Source organism: Nocardia sp. NPDC051900 (assembly GCF_044452545.1).
Classification (GTDB): Bacteria; Actinomycetota; Actinomycetes; order Mycobacteriales; family Mycobacteriaceae; genus Nocardia; species Nocardia sichangensis.
In genome coordinates, this window is sequence record NZ_JBITBU010000014.1 from 204,360 (window position 1) to 217,706 (window position 13,347).

General features: G+C 64.7%; 15 protein-coding genes. 8 read left to right on the plus strand and 7 right to left on the minus strand.

Annotated elements, in window-relative coordinates:
* The first annotated feature begins 4 nt into the window (after window positions 1-4).
* Window positions 5-676, plus strand: a complete 672-nt coding sequence (locus tag ACIA5H_RS24405) for a FadR/GntR family transcriptional regulator (RefSeq protein ID WP_355079815.1) — start codon at window positions 5-7, stop codon at window positions 674-676.
* A gap of 194 nt (window positions 677-870) precedes the next feature.
* Entirely contained in the window at window positions 871-2,352 is a 1,482-nt protein-coding gene (locus ACIA5H_RS24410) for a nitrate/nitrite transporter (protein WP_355079817.1), read from the plus strand.
* A gap of 193 nt (window positions 2,353-2,545) precedes the next feature.
* Here the strand turns inward: ACIA5H_RS24410 and ACIA5H_RS24415 are convergent, their stop codons facing one another.
* The 4 genes from ACIA5H_RS24415 to ACIA5H_RS24430 are packed head-to-tail and all read right to left on the minus strand — an operon-like array spanning window position 2,546 to window position 5,578.
* Entirely contained in the window at window positions 2,546-3,319 is a 774-nt protein-coding gene (locus ACIA5H_RS24415) for an ESX secretion-associated protein EspG (RefSeq protein ID WP_397077423.1), read from the minus strand.
* Window positions 3,320-3,330: 11 nt separating this feature from the next.
* Window positions 3,331-4,668, minus strand: coding sequence for a hypothetical protein (locus ACIA5H_RS24420; RefSeq protein ID WP_397077424.1), 1,338 nt, complete (start codon window positions 4,666-4,668; stop codon window positions 3,331-3,333).
* Window positions 4,668-5,051, minus strand: coding sequence for a hypothetical protein (locus ACIA5H_RS24425; RefSeq protein WP_397077425.1), 384 nt, complete (start codon window positions 5,049-5,051; stop codon window positions 4,668-4,670). Before ACIA5H_RS24425 ends, ACIA5H_RS24420 begins: the two co-directional genes overlap by 1 nt.
* A 14-nt stretch (window positions 5,052-5,065) precedes the next feature.
* A complete protein-coding gene (locus ACIA5H_RS24430) occupies window positions 5,066-5,578 on the minus strand; it encodes a DUF3558 domain-containing protein (RefSeq protein WP_397077426.1) in 513 nt (170 codons plus the stop codon).
* 274 nt (window positions 5,579-5,852) lie between these two features.
* Between ACIA5H_RS24430 and ACIA5H_RS24435 the strand changes: the two genes are divergently transcribed.
* Window positions 5,853-6,272, plus strand: a complete 420-nt coding sequence (locus ACIA5H_RS24435; protein ID WP_397077427.1) for a hypothetical protein — start codon at window positions 5,853-5,855, stop codon at window positions 6,270-6,272.
* Window positions 6,273-6,366: 94 nt separating this feature from the next.
* Here the strand turns inward: ACIA5H_RS24435 and ACIA5H_RS24440 are convergent, their stop codons facing one another.
* The 3 genes from ACIA5H_RS24440 to ACIA5H_RS24450 form a co-directional block, all read right to left on the minus strand.
* Window positions 6,367-6,588, minus strand: coding sequence for a DUF397 domain-containing protein (locus tag ACIA5H_RS24440; protein ID WP_397077428.1), 222 nt, complete (start codon window positions 6,586-6,588; stop codon window positions 6,367-6,369).
* Between the two features lie 104 nt (window positions 6,589-6,692).
* Window positions 6,693-6,902 (minus strand): DUF397 domain-containing protein, encoded by a 210-nt coding sequence (locus ACIA5H_RS24445; protein WP_397077429.1) that lies wholly within the window; start codon window positions 6,900-6,902, stop codon window positions 6,693-6,695.
* On the minus strand, window positions 6,899-7,774 hold the full coding sequence (locus ACIA5H_RS24450) for a helix-turn-helix domain-containing protein (protein WP_397077430.1): 876 nt from the start codon (window positions 7,772-7,774) through the stop codon (window positions 6,899-6,901). The genes ACIA5H_RS24445 and ACIA5H_RS24450 overlap by 4 nt, the downstream gene beginning before the upstream one ends.
* Window positions 7,775-7,935: 161 nt before the next feature.
* Between ACIA5H_RS24450 and ACIA5H_RS24455 the strand changes: the two genes are divergently transcribed.
* The 5 genes from ACIA5H_RS24455 to ACIA5H_RS24475 form a co-directional block, all read left to right on the plus strand.
* Window positions 7,936-8,379 (plus strand): hypothetical protein, encoded by a 444-nt coding sequence (locus tag ACIA5H_RS24455; RefSeq protein ID WP_397077432.1) that lies wholly within the window; start codon window positions 7,936-7,938, stop codon window positions 8,377-8,379.
* On the plus strand, window positions 8,376-8,717 hold the full coding sequence (locus tag ACIA5H_RS24460; protein ID WP_379256039.1) for a hypothetical protein: 342 nt from the start codon (window positions 8,376-8,378) through the stop codon (window positions 8,715-8,717). Before ACIA5H_RS24455 ends, ACIA5H_RS24460 begins: the two co-directional genes overlap by 4 nt.
* A 30-nt stretch (window positions 8,718-8,747) precedes the next feature.
* The gene (locus ACIA5H_RS24465; RefSeq protein WP_397077435.1) at window positions 8,748-9,380 is read left to right on the plus strand and encodes a hypothetical protein; all 633 of its coding nucleotides are present in this window, start codon (window positions 8,748-8,750) and stop codon (window positions 9,378-9,380) included.
* Window positions 9,381-9,633: 253 nt separating this feature from the next.
* Complete coding sequence (locus tag ACIA5H_RS24470; RefSeq protein ID WP_397077437.1) at window positions 9,634-10,833, plus strand: Cmx/CmrA family chloramphenicol efflux MFS transporter; 1,200 nt, start codon at window positions 9,634-9,636, stop codon at window positions 10,831-10,833.
* A gap of 332 nt (window positions 10,834-11,165) precedes the next feature.
* Window positions 11,166-13,347, plus strand: a 2,182-nt coding sequence (locus tag ACIA5H_RS24475; RefSeq protein WP_397077447.1) for a DNA-directed RNA polymerase subunit beta, incomplete at its 3' end; no start/stop codon positions are given.

Below are 13,347 nucleotides of genomic sequence, written 5' to 3' on the forward strand. Positions count from 1 at the left end.
CGAGGTGCAACCCGTCCGGCGCACCAGCCTCATCGCCCAGGTCACCGAGCAGCTGCGTGCCGAAATCCGTTCCGGCCGTTGGCCGATCGGCTCCCGCATTCCCACGGAGCCGGAGCTCACCGAGCTCACCGGCACCGGCCGCAACACGGTGCGCGAGGCCGTCCAGGCCCTCGTGCACGCCGGCATGCTGGAGCGTCGCCAAGGTTCCGGAACGTACGTGATCGCCGCATCGGACCTCGGCGGAACTCTCGGCAAATATTTCGCCGACGCCGAGGAACGCGACGTGCTGGAGCTGCGCCTCGCGCTGGACGTCACCGCCGCGGGCCTGGCCGCGCGCCGCCGCGACGACTCCGACATCGCGAACCTGCTGCGCCTGCTGGCCGAACGCGACAAGAAATGGGAAGACGACCCCGCTTCCGCGATCGAGGCGGACGTCCAGTTGCACCGCGCGATCGTCGTCGCCAGCCACAACGCGGTGTATCTCGAGTTCTACGATTCGCTGCTGCCCATCATCGAACAGGTCATCCGCGCGCGGACCGCCAAATCGGATGACTCCTATACCGACGAACACGCCGCGCTCGTGCACGCCGTGATCGACGGCGATCCCGAACGGGCCGCCTCCGCGACACGCTGCTTCCTCAACTCTCTCATCGCGGAATATCCGGACGCGCGATAAACGGCGTCAGGTAACCAAGTGGTCACCATTCCCGGCCGCGCAATGTGAGTCGGATTTGCCGGGAACGTCATCGAGGGCCACGGGGACGCAACAAGCGGCTCATACCTTTGTCTCGACCGTAGCTAGGCACTCGACAGCCGCCGGCGGCACTGCGCCGCGATGAGGGCCGGTCGAGCCGAATCGAGAGGAAGCCGATGACCGCCGTAGCAGCCACCGGCCAGCAGTCGCAGCCAACGACTTTCGAATATCAGAAACGTGGCCGGTGGCTCGACCACTGGGATCCCGACAATCCGACGTTCTGGGCATCCGGCGGTGCGAAAACCGCGCGGAAGAATCTGATCTTCTCCGTGTTCGCCGAGAATCTCGGCTTCAGCATCTGGGTCATCTGGGGCACCGTGGTGACCAGCATGGGCGCCGCCGGATTCGACTTCCTCGCCGGGCTCGGCAAGGGCAACCCCACCGCGGTGAGCAACGCGCTGCTGCTGACCTCCACCCCCACCCTGGTCGGCGCCGCGCTGCGCATTCCGTACACCTTCGCCGTTCCCCGATTCGGCGGCCGGGCGTTCACCGTCTTCAGTGCGGGGATGCTGCTGTTTCCCACACTCGGCCTGGCCTACTTCGTCAACCAGCCGGGCACTCCGATGTGGGTGTTCCTGCTGCTCGCGGCGCTGGCGGGCGTCGGAGGCGGCAACTTCTCCTCCTCGATGGCCAACATCAACTTCTTCTTCCCCGAGGGCAAGAAGGGTGCGGCGCTGGGCATCAACGCGGCGGGCGGCAACCTGGGCGTCGCCCAGACCCAACTGGTGCTGCCGTTGCTGATCACCCTCGGCACGCACATCATGGCCAAGGATCCGGGCGGCTATCGCTTCGGCATCACGCTCTCGGTGCTGGTCTGGGTGCCGTTCATCCTGGCCGCCGCGTTCGGCGCGCTGCGTTACATGGACAGCATCGGCACCGCCAAGTCCGATGGGAAGTCCTACCGGCGGGCGCTCACCAACCGGCACACCTGGGTGATGGCGATCCTCTACATCGGCACCTTCGGATCGTTCATCGGCTTCTCCTTCGCCTTCCCGACCCTCATCAAGGCCAACTTCCCGGACCTGGCGAAGATCGGCTGGATCACCACGCTCGGTAACCTCGCGTTCCTCGGCGCACTGGTCGGGTCGTTCAGCCGTCCGTTCGGCGGCTGGGTGTCGGACAAGGTCGGCGGCGCGAAGATCACCCTGTACGTCTTCGGCGGCATGGCGGTCGCGGTCGCGCTGATCATGGCCGGGCTGGAACTGAAGAGCTTCCCGCTGTACCTGATCGCGTTCCTGCTGCTGTTCGTGCTCACCGGCATCGGCAACGGCTCGACCTACCGGATGATCCCGACCATCTTCAGCGCGGAGTCCAAGAAGTACGCCGCCGAGCACGGCCTCGACCTCACCGAAGCCGCGGCCTCGGCCAAACGTCAAGCGGGCGCGGCGATCGGCGTCATCGGCGCGGTCGGCGCCTCCGGTGGCTGGCTGTTGCAGCAGGCGCTGCGGTTGTCCAACACCCACCTGCACAGCATGGCCCCCGCGTTCTGGGCCTACGCCGGTGCGTTCCTGGTGATGGCGGCCATCACCTGGTGGTTCTACCTGCGGTCCTCGTTCGCCATCCAGCGCGTCCCCTCGCTGGCCTACGCGAACGTCTGACCCTCCGCCTGTCCCGCGGTCCGGACCCCGCGGGACACGGGCGTCACATCCGCCGCCCCCCTCCGGCGGAGCCGCCCACCCCACAACCGAACGTCCGCCCGTCGCCCGGGGCCAGATCCCGGGTCCGGCAACGGGTCCCGGCCTGCACCGGGACGACGGGCGGGCGTTCGGTTATGTCCGAGAAGAGTTCGGGTCAGTACGGTAAATGGACCCCGTCGCGCACTTCCTTGACCGTTCTGGTGATCATCTGTTGCAGGGTGGCGGCGATGCGCTCGGCGGTGGTGGGTTTGATCGTCAGCAGATCCGCGCCGAACGTGACGTAGCGGCCATCATTTTCGACGTCGTTGAGCTGGAAATCCTTGCGGCCGTGCGTATGCCGGTTGTCGACGCTACCCATCGCGTAAACGCCGACGTGACCGATCAACGTCATTGCCCGGGTGAAGAACCGCTCGAACTCCTCCCGCGGCGTCGGTCGCCAAGCGTCGCGGACCGGCGGCCTCGGCCGCGCCAACTCCTTCGCGGAAGCCTGCAACTGTTTCCCCTGCCCCGGGCCGCAGACGGGGAAAACGTCGACCACGGCCCGCGCCACCGCACCGGCGGGTAACAGCGTCAGCACCACGTCACCGCCGTGTTCGGGGTCCGGTCCCGGTTCCTGCACCGCGACCGCGCCGTGCTCGTAGTGCACCCCCGCATGGGCCCGCAGCCTGCGATTGCGACGCTTACCGGCGAAACCGGCCACTTCCACCCGGGCCTCCGGCGCCAGCAGCACTTCCACCGCACGCAACAACTCGTCATCGATGCGCGGGCGCAGCGACTGCGCCGCCGCCTGCCGCAACCGCAGACTCTCCGACCGAAATTCCGTCATGTACTGGTGCTGCAAGGGATACGGCAGCACATCCCGGCCGGTGGACTCCCACAGTGTCCGGAATTCGAGCGCGGTGAACCGCCAGTTCTGCACCTCGGGCATCAGCGACGTCCTTATCGCGGGTTGTCCCCGATGACCGGCGGCACCGTCCCGGGCAACTCGTCCAATCCCATGAGCTCATTGCCGTGCTCCTGAGTGATCAGGTAATCCGGAATGCCCTTGGTGGATTCCTCATCGGACTTGCCGCCGCGCGCACCGGGAGCCATTCCGCCCATTCCGCTCGTACCGGCGCGGCCGGGAGAGGTGCCGGTCCGCGCGGCGGCCGGAACCGCGTTGGTGCTGTTCGGTGTGCCTTTCGACGGCACCGAGACACCGGGTGCACCGGGACCGGTCGGACTTCCCGGACTGCCGGGTGTGCTCGAGTGCGGACTGCCGGGACTGCTCGGCGATGTGCTCGTAGGAGTCGTCGAGGCAGGCGTTGTCGAAGAGGGCGTGGTGGAAACCGGTGTGGTCGAGTCCTGCGTAGTCGACGCCGGGTCGGTACTGGTCGACTCCGATGTTTTCGAGGCGTCGTCCGAGGGTTGGTTGCTCGACTGAGTCGTCGGGTCCTCGGTGGAGTTCGTACCGGAGGGATCCGAGCTGGGCGACGAAGTTCCCGACGGGTTACCGGTGCCAGTGTTCGTGCCTCGCGGGCCGCTGCCGTCACCGATGCCACCCGGATTCGCGGTGGTCGCCGGACGCGGAATCACCGGCACATTGGTATCGGACTCCATCACGACCGGAGCGTAGACGGTTCTCAACACGCGAACTGCCTCGGTCTTCGTGTTGTACTCGGCCACATCGTCATTGCGCCATCCCCGCCCGGCGACGAAGGCGAGAGCGTTGCCGATTCCGCTGCGATGTTCCGGCGCGTGCGGGACCAATTGCTTGGTCGGCTCCAACCCGGTCAGCAATTCGGCCAGCTTGTTGCCGGTCAGCCGGGCCGCGTTCGAAACCTGGGCACCTTGGGCGGCATAGTCGCCGACCGCACTCGCTGCGGCATTGCGCGCCTCACCCCGCCACACACTGTCGTCGGTAGCCCGCGCCATGGCTTTCGTAAAGGTGTCCAGAGAGGTTTGGTGCCGGTCGGCGATGGTGTTCCACGCGGTCACCAGGTCGCCGACCGCTTTCAAATCGATCTGATCGACCTTGCCACGCAGCGTCGCGATATCGTGCCGCTCGAACTCGTCCGCGTCGAGAACCTCCCTCGGCCGGAATTCGCCCTGGAACCCGACACCCGCAGCGCGGCTCCGTACGCCGTCGCGCTGCTGGTTGTACTTGTCCTGCACCCCGGCCACATCGACGTCCGGCTGCAACTCCTCACCCGATATCCAATTGGTGACGTTGCGAAGCATCGTCGAACCGAGTTCCCCCATATCGAAGACTCGCAGAGAGTCGAACGGGTTGCCCATCAACGCACCTGCTCGGTGGTGTTCGTGAACTGCGTCGCGTTCTCGATGTCCTGCCCGGTGATCCGCTTGAACGAGATCGCCATGACCTCACGCATGTTCTTCACGGTCTCGATGTGTTCGAGGATGATCTGGTCGATCGAATTCGGGTCACCCGCTGCCTGCTTCAGAAATTTCTTGACCAGGTCTTCCGCCATTTTGAAATCACCGAAACCCAAGACGTTTTGAGCGTTCCCCGCCAAGCTGCGCAGAGATTCCAGTTCGGCTAATCGCAAGTCGCATGCTTGCGCACAGAGAAGTGCGGCGTTCTGGTCGTCAAGGTACAGTTCTCCGGCTTTAGCTTGGCCAGCAAGCCGACTCCAGACCGATGTATTGTCCTCACTCATGCGTCCCCTCCCAATCAACGCGGTAATGTGGGCACAATCGACTCGCCGACGCGATAGAGAACCTTGCACGGATCCTCGAGATCATCCCGACTTGCCCGGCCCTGTACCCTCAATTGCACGACTCCCTGGGCCGCCGGGAACAAAACATCGCAATCAAGATTCTTGGACGCGCCCTCGACTCTGAATTGCCGCCCCTGACGACCTGCGACCGTGACGTCCTCGAAGTCGACGTTCCCGGGCTTCCGCTCGAACTCCGACACAGTGCGACCTGTCGAGAACACCGTGACGAAGTACTTGGGTCCGTCCCACCTGCAGATCTCCCAGCCGGACTGGTGCACACCAGCGATGCCGGACTCCTCGGTTTTCGGATCGACGCCTGCAGCTCGCAAAGCTTCATCGGGAATTCCCGTACAGGGATTGAACAGAGCCTGTGTCGCTGTGGTGCTGGAACCCGTCGTGGGTGATCCGCTCTTGGTGTCTTCACATCCCACGACGCCGGTCGCCAGCGCACCGATGAGCAGTGCCAACAGGATTCGACGACTCATCCCCACCCTCTCGACCCGTAACGACTCAAGTGTGCCAACAGTAGCAGACGGCCCGCCTGACCCTCCCTGCCTGCACTGGTCGCGAAGGTGTCCTGCGTGTGGCCGCGTGACGCGGCAGTGAGCCGTGTCTAGAGAGCCTTTCCGCATTGGGACACAGGGAGTTCGGAGCCGGTTCTATGGTGGCAGGGCAGTAACGAGATGGACGAAAGCTAGGACATAGGACTGAGTTCGACGAGTATTCGAAGGGGTTGGAATCATGAAGTTCGGCAAGATCGTGGCCGGGTTTGCGCTGGCCGCTGCCGCAGTCTCTATCGCACCCGCCGTCGCCTCCGCTGACAATCCGGAATTTCCGCGCAACGGTGTTATCCCGCCTGGTACCTATCACATCGGGCGCGGTCCCTCCAATGTGATCGGGTCGCCGATCGAGAACTGCGATCTGCAAGTCTTTGTGGATGGCAGGACGGTGGAGTTGGTCTGTGGCGGGTCCAGCCGGGGAGGGCATCAGACGCCGGTCGGCTCGGACGAGACGTATGTTTCGTTCGACTTCGTGCCCTTCGGGCTCGACCTGCATGACATCGACCCCCGGCAAGGGCTTTGGAGCGGAACGGTGAATATCGCTGGGACTCCGATTATTGCCCCGTACCCGCTGGCAGCGGTCTGGCTCAGCCGCCGTTGAACCGGACGCACCGTTAGCGCTTGACCTGCGTCATCGTCCGTGAGGAAACAGCCCGGACCTCGGCTACGGAGCCGAGATCCGGGCTGTCTGTTGTCTACGCCGACTCACAGATCAGAGTGCCAGTCGTAACGCACGCGGTGAAGGAGTCCCATTGGCCCGGAGCGAAGATCAGCGCCGGACCGGTCGGGCTCTTTGAATCACGGACACCGACGCGTCCGGCCTCGAGCCACGCGACCTCGACGCACGCATCGGCCTCACCACTGTGGGCAGACTTGAACCACTTCGCTCCAGATAGGTCGATGATCATTGTTCGCATCTCCTGGTCATATTCCTGAGCAAGTCTCTCGATCGTCCCTCTTCAAGTTCGGCATGGCGGCCGGAGTCCCGGCACTTGTCTGTTCGCTCCCACTGCCGCACAGATCAGAATGACTGGTTGAACGCACCATCCGCGACGCATACGGTGAAGGCGTCCCATCCTCCCGGGGTAAAGGTCAAAGCCGGTCCGGTCGGGTTCTTCGAATCACGGACTCCGACATGACCAGAGTCGAGCCAAGCGACTTCCACACACGATTCGCCACCACCGCTGTGGCTCGACTTGAACCACTGCGCTCCGGGTAGGTCGCTGGTCACTGCTCGTATCTCCTTGCCATGGTTCGCAGTAAATCTCTCGATGGTTGTTCTTGCAGAGCAGCGCCACGGACGGCCTCAAAGATGTCCCGAAATCGCGCTACGTCGTCATCTTCCTCGAAGATCATTGTGCCGACGGCACCTTCCGTGTATACGACCGACGGCTCGTTGTGCAAAAAATCGATGATTATGTATGGCGGTATCGCCGACCCCGCTGGGAAGCCAGCAGTGAACGGCACGACCCGTATCGAGACGTTCTCCTGCGCACTCAAATCCGCAATATGATGATGCTGCCGCGCCATAATTCGAGCTGAGCCGACCACAGTCCGTAGCACCGCCTCATGCAGTAGGAACTCCGCTCGCATCGGCCTGTGGCGGCGGGTGAGTATCGTTGATCGCTTCACTCGCAGAGCCACACGTCGCTCGATCTCATCCATAGTGGAAGTCGGCGGATACGCTTCCACGTTCCGTGCATAGTCGGCGGTCTGCAGAAGTCCAGGAATGACCAACGACTGGAAGAAGTGAAGCTCTGTTGCTGCCGCCTCCAACTGCAAATACGTGTTGAAGCCGGGGCGGATCAGGCTGCGGTAATCCTGCCACCACACCTTCGTACCGGAGTGGACCACGAGCGACTTCAAATATTCCGTCCGCTCCTCCGGCAGCCCGTAGTACTCGCAGATGAACTCGATGTCCCGAACCTTGATCTTCTCGTTCTGCCCCAGTTCCAGCCGTCCGAGCGCGGATCGGCTGATCTCCAGGACCTCGGCTACCTGCTCGAGGGTATAGCCGTTGGCCTGACGTGCGTCGCGCAGTGCGCGGCCCAACTGGCGACGCGGCAGCGTCGTCCGGCCGACGTCCGACTTGGTACCGACCATTTCCGTTGCGTCCTCCCCTGCTGTCCCACGGTGTGACCTGCTTTTTCCCACGGCGAGAATCGACATCCGCGCACTCGGGAAGCGCTCAGCGCGAATGCGCCGATTGCCGGGCACCGGTCGATTCGAGCTCCCCGTCGTGAGCACGTTCGCAGCATATGCACATGGCCGAAGAACACGGAACAGAACTCGAATTCGTCACGAATTCCCGCGCACCGGCGCCGGTTACGTGCGATCAACAGCCGACGAGTCACGGCATCGGGCCGCACCGGCCTGGGCGTCGCGAGGCCACGGACGGCCTCCTCGTTCCGCCCGGAATCTGCCGTCGCGCCGATGTGCAGTTGGCGCACGAGCAGATGCGGGCGCACCTGACTTGCCGGATCGGGCGGTGTGCGTGGAAGGCGGCGGCGTACCGCACACTCGTCATCACCGGTCGGCTGATACCGCAGGCGGTGAGCCACCGGGAACGCGCCGCCGCCCGAGGACTCCGGTTCCCGTCCCATGACGGACACGACAACGCCGACCGCGCTCTCGACGTGCGCACGATTCAGGCTGTGCTGGAGCAATTGTCGGCGTTGGCGGCCCCACCGGAATCCTTCCGGGGGTGAGCCGATTGCATCGGACCACAACGGGAACCGCACAGGCCGGCTGGCGGATGGTGGGCAGTCGCATCGAAATCGCGTTCTTGCGTGACGAAGCCGATCCCACACCCGCCTACCGGCTGCGCAACAACGGCGACACCGTGCCGATCCCGCTGGGCGAGAACGGATTCGTCGCCTTCGATGAGCGCGCGCTGCCGGATCTGGCACAGGTCCGCGAATGGTTCCCGCGCCACTTCCGGCTGTGGGACGCGGTGCGCATCGAGTTCTGGGACATTCTGCTGCCCGCACACGGAGCACGCACCACGGATCCTCCCCGACCGCCCCAGCCGGGTGAGTTCGCCTGACCGATTCCACGCCCCCTCCAGAGAGCGAAAATGCCCGATCGACGAAATCGACCACAGGACAAGTCGCGCAAGCCGACGAGTTCCGCCATCCGATACCCGCCCAGCGCCACGATCGATTCGCTACTCGCGGCCATGCTGGCCGAGCGTCGCGCAGACGCCGCCGACAGCGACACCGTGCATTTCTGGGGATTCGCCCGCACCGGAAGCGCCACCGCGCACGACGCGGCCCACACCCCGACGGTCCTCGATCCCGACGCCGAACGGTCTCCCGTCCTGGATTCGGCCGAATGGCTGATCCGACGATTCACCGGCCGCCTGTGGGCGTTCGGGCTCGCCTACCTGACGGTGGGCGAGATATTCACCAGCCCGCACGAGGCGATGCAGGCCGCGGCCGCGGGCCGATCGAGTGAACGCGCCACCGCCGATCCCATCTGCGCGGCAACGATATTCGACGCCCGAGGACGCACCTACACGTCGCTGACGTACACCCACCTGCCCGAACTCGGACCGACGCCCACCTCGGTGGGCGATACCCGCCAGTGCACCGACGCCTGGATAGCCCTCTTCGACCAGCGCGCCGTAGCGGCGCATGTGTGGGCGGCGGCCATAACGCTCGATCCGTCCGCGAACCGCGCCGCCATAGCCCGCCTACGGGGTCACTGAAAAATCGCGTTGGCCGCGCCTGCACGCGTTGTTATGGTGTGGTCGTGAATTCCCCGGAGTCGTCCAGACGGTAGCCGCCCGGCATACGCGCCGGGCGGCGTTGTGAATGCGAAACCGCTGGTCGTAGCGCGACCGAGTGGTTATTTCGCAACGCCGGACAAAGCTGGTCTCTCCGCGGAGGGTGACGGTTCACCCGATTTCCGCGACCATCTCGGGCGCTTTGTCGCGCCCTGTATCCGGGGGAGTTCCTTTTATGCCCATTGTGGTGTTCGTGCTGGCTGTCGCGGTGTTCGCGCAGGGCACGTCCGAGTTCATGGTGTCGGGGTTGCTGGAGGCGATCGCCGTCGATGTCGGAGTCACGCTCGGCACCGCCGGTCTGCTGACCTCCCTGTTCGCGGCGGGCATGGTGCTCGGCGCGCCGGTGATGGCGATGGCGGCGGGCAGGTTGCCGGTCCGGCACTCGATAGCGACGTTCTTGGCGGTGTTCTGCGCTGCTCATGTCGTCGGCGCCGTGACCAGCGAGTTCACGGTGCTGCTGATGACACGGGTCGTCGCGGCGGTCGCCAACGCGGGATTCCTGGCAATCGCGCTGGCCGCTCTGCCGCACTTGGTCGGCTCGTCCATGGTGGGTCGCGCGACCTCGGTGGTGGTGTCCGGGGTGACCGTGGCGTGTATCGCGGGGGTACCGGCCGGCACGGTGCTGGGGCAGGTCTGGGATTGGCGTATCGCGTTCTGGGCTGTCGCGATCGTCAGCGGGGCAGCGGTGATTCCGGTGTGGGCGATGGTGCCCCGTACGGCTCGCACCGGTGATCGCCCGGCCATAGGTGAGTCCTCTTTGCTGCGGGAGTGGGCGGTACTCGGCGAACGGCCGGTACTCACCTCGGTGCTGGTCGCGGTGCTGGTCAACGCTGCGACGTTCGCGGGATTCACGTTCCTCGGTTCGATCACCGCAGGGCTCTCCACAGCGGACAGCCGCTGGGTTCCGATCGTGCTGGCCTTGTTCGGCATCGGTTCGTTCGTCGGCGTGACGGTCTGCGGCCGCCACAGCGACCGTCATCGCGAGCGGATCGTCACTGTGGGAACGAGTGGTCTCGTCGGAGTGTGGTTACTGGCCGCTCTGACCGCGCACGTACTGCCCGGCGTCGCGATCATGGCGACAGTGTCCGGGGCGGTCGCGTTCGGAGTGGGATCGACACTGATCACGACGATCGTGCAGACCGCGGCGCCCGCCGCGCCCCGGATCGCGGGCGCGCTGGCCACCACGGCGTTCAATATCGGCGCCGTGCTCGGCCCCCTCACCGCCGCCGTGGTCGTCGACCACACCGGTCAGCCCGCGAAGGCGTTGTGGTGTGGCACGGTTCTCACACTCGCCGCGGCCACGGTCGTGCGGGCGACGAGGCAACCGGTCGCATCACCGGCGGCGACCGCCGCGGCAGGCGACCCGCTCGAGTAATGCTGGCGAATTACCGCTAATAGACTTGACGAACGGAGGATCGAGATGTCACTATAAATATGGGAAGACACAGGAAATGGCGTGTCTTCTTTCCTGTTGTCTCTCGACATCGGTCGAAATCGGGTGTAATTTAGGGCTTCGCGCCGGGTCGCGTGCTGTCCAACTCTCGAAATACGAATTGACCGTGGAAAGTGGCACAGTCTGCGTGCCACCTTCTACCCGTTGTTGTCGAGTCATGTTCGGACACGGTCCAGCACGGTGCGCCATGTGAATTACCGCCCACAGGACAAGCAGATACCGTGACGCCCACGCGAACGTATGGGCGTCACGAGGTGCTGGAAGGACGCATCTTGACAGTCTCGAGTCAGACCGACGTCTATGCCGCAACGCCCGCCGATTCCGGAGTCTCCCCCTCGCCGAAACGGCTCTCGTTCGCGAAGATCCGTGAGCCCCTCGAAGTGCCGGGCTTGCTGGAAGTCCAGACCGATTCGTTCGAATGGTTGATCGGCACGCCCGCCTGGCGCGAACGGGCAACCGCGCGCGGCGAATCCGGCGCCGGTGGATTGGCGGAGGTGCTCGCGGAGATCAGCCCGATCGAGGACTTCTCCGGCTCCATGGCGCTGACGCTCTCCGATCCGCGCTTCGAAGAGGTCAAGGCCTCGATCGATGAGTGCAAGGACAAGGACATGACGTATGCGGCTCCGTTGTTCGTGACGGCGGAGTTCATCAACAACAACACCGGTGAGATCAAGAGCCAGACGGTCTTCATGGGTGATTTCCCGATGATGACCGATAAGGGCTCGTTCATCATCAACGGCACCGAGCGGGTCGTGGTGTCGCAGTTGGTGCGTTCGCCGGGTGTCTATTTCGACCACAGTGTCGACAAGGGCACGGAGAAGGACTTGCACAGTGTGCGGGTCATCCCGAGCCGTGGCGCGTGGCTGGAGTTCGATGTGGACAAGCGCGACACCGTGGGTGTGCGCATCGACCGCAAACGCCGCCAACCCGTGACGGTGCTGCTCAAGGCCCTCGGCTGGACGAGTGAGCGGATCGTCGAGCGCTTCGGCTTCTCCGAAGTGATGATGACGTCCCTGGAGAAGGACAGCACATCGGGCACCGATGAGGCGCTGCTCGACATCCACCGCAAGCTGCGTCCGGGCGAGCCGCCGACGAAGGAGTCCGCGCAGACCCTGTTGGAGAACCTGTTCTTCAAGGAGAAGCGCTACGACTTGGCGCGCGTGGGCCGGTACAAGGTCGACAAGAAACTCGGCATCCGCAGCGGCGGCTCGCCGGCGCTCACCGAGGACGACATCGTCACGATCATCGAATACCTGCTGCGCCTGCACGCGGGCGAGAAGACCATGACCGCTCCCGGCGGCGTCGAGGTCCGGGTCGAGGTCGACGATATCGACCATTTCGGCAACCGTCGGCTGCGCACCGTCGGCGAGTTGATCCAGTCCCAGGTCCGGCTGGGGCTGTCACGGATGGAGCGCGTGGTCCGCGAACGGATGACCACTCAGGACGTCGAGGCGATCACGCCGCAGACCCTGATGAACATTCGTCCCGTCGTCGCGGTGCTCAAGGAGTTCTTCGGAACCTCGCAGCTGTCCGTATTCTTGGATGAGCGCAACCCGCTGGCGAGCTTGACCCAGAAACGCCGTCTCTCGGCGCTGGGCCCGGGTGGTCTGTCCCGGGAGCGCGCCGGTCTGGAAGTCCGCGATGTGCACTACAGCCATTACGGCCGCATGTGCCCGATCGAGACTCCGGAAGGGCCGAATATCGGCCTGATCGGCTATATGTCGGTGTACGCGCGGGTGAATCCGTTCGGCTTCATCGAGACGCCGTACCGAAAAGTGGTCGACGGCAGGGTCACCGACGAGGTGGACTACCTGACCGCCGACCAGGAAGACCTGCATGTCGTGGCGCAGGCGAACGAGCCGCTCGATGCCGCGGGGCGTTTCGTGAACGCGCGAATCGCGGTGCGCCGCAAGAATTCCGAGGTAGAGCTCGTCGGATCCGCCGAGATCGACTATATGGACGTCTCGCCGCGCCAGATGGTGTCGGTCGCGACGGCGATGATCCCGTTCCTCGAGCACGACGACGCCAACCGCGCCCTGATGGGCGCGAACATGCAGAAGCAGGCGGTTCCGCTGATCCGCTCGGAAGCGCCGCTGGTGGGTACCGGTATGGAGTTGCGCGCGGCGGTCGACGCCGGTGACGTGGTGGTCAGCGAGAAGGCCGGTGTGGTCGAGGAGGTCTCCGCCGACTACGTCACCGTCATGCACGACGACGGCACCCGCAAGAGCTACCGGATGCGCAAGTTCAACCGGTCCAACCAGGGCACCTGCTCCAACCAGCGTCCGATCGTGGACGAAGGCCAGCGAATCGAGATCGGTCAGGTCATCGCCGATGGCCCCGCCACCGAGAACGGTGAGATGGCTCTGGGTAAGAACCTGCTGGTGGCGATCATGCCGTGGGAGGGTCACAACTACGAGGACGCGATCATCCTGTCGC

Excerpts from the sequence above, each read along its gene's own strand:
- ACIA5H_RS24465 (WP_397077435.1), top strand. The coding sequence starts at position 8,748 with ATGCCCGATCGACGAAATCGACCACAGGACAAGTCGCGCAAGCCGACG.
- ACIA5H_RS24435 (WP_397077427.1), top strand. The coding sequence starts at position 5,853 with ATGAAGTTCGGCAAGATCGTGGCCGGGTTTGCGCTGGCCGCTGCCGCA.
- ACIA5H_RS24420 (WP_397077424.1), bottom strand. The coding sequence starts at position 4,668 with ATGGGCAACCCGTTCGACTCTCTGCGAGTCTTCGATATGGGGGAACTC.
- ACIA5H_RS24455 (WP_397077432.1), top strand. The coding sequence starts at position 7,936 with ATGGCCGAAGAACACGGAACAGAACTCGAATTCGTCACGAATTCCCGC.
- ACIA5H_RS24440 (WP_397077428.1), bottom strand. The coding sequence starts at position 6,588 with ATGCGAACAATGATCATCGACCTATCTGGAGCGAAGTGGTTCAAGTCT.
- ACIA5H_RS24410 (WP_355079817.1), top strand. The coding sequence starts at position 871 with ATGACCGCCGTAGCAGCCACCGGCCAGCAGTCGCAGCCAACGACTTTC.
- ACIA5H_RS24470 (WP_397077437.1), top strand. The coding sequence starts at position 9,634 with ATGCCCATTGTGGTGTTCGTGCTGGCTGTCGCGGTGTTCGCGCAGGGC.
- ACIA5H_RS24425 (WP_397077425.1), bottom strand. The coding sequence starts at position 5,051 with ATGAGTGAGGACAATACATCGGTCTGGAGTCGGCTTGCTGGCCAAGCT.
- ACIA5H_RS24415 (WP_397077423.1), bottom strand. The coding sequence starts at position 3,319 with ATGCCCGAGGTGCAGAACTGGCGGTTCACCGCGCTCGAATTCCGGACA.
- ACIA5H_RS24450 (WP_397077430.1), bottom strand. The coding sequence starts at position 7,774 with ATGGTCGGTACCAAGTCGGACGTCGGCCGGACGACGCTGCCGCGTCGC.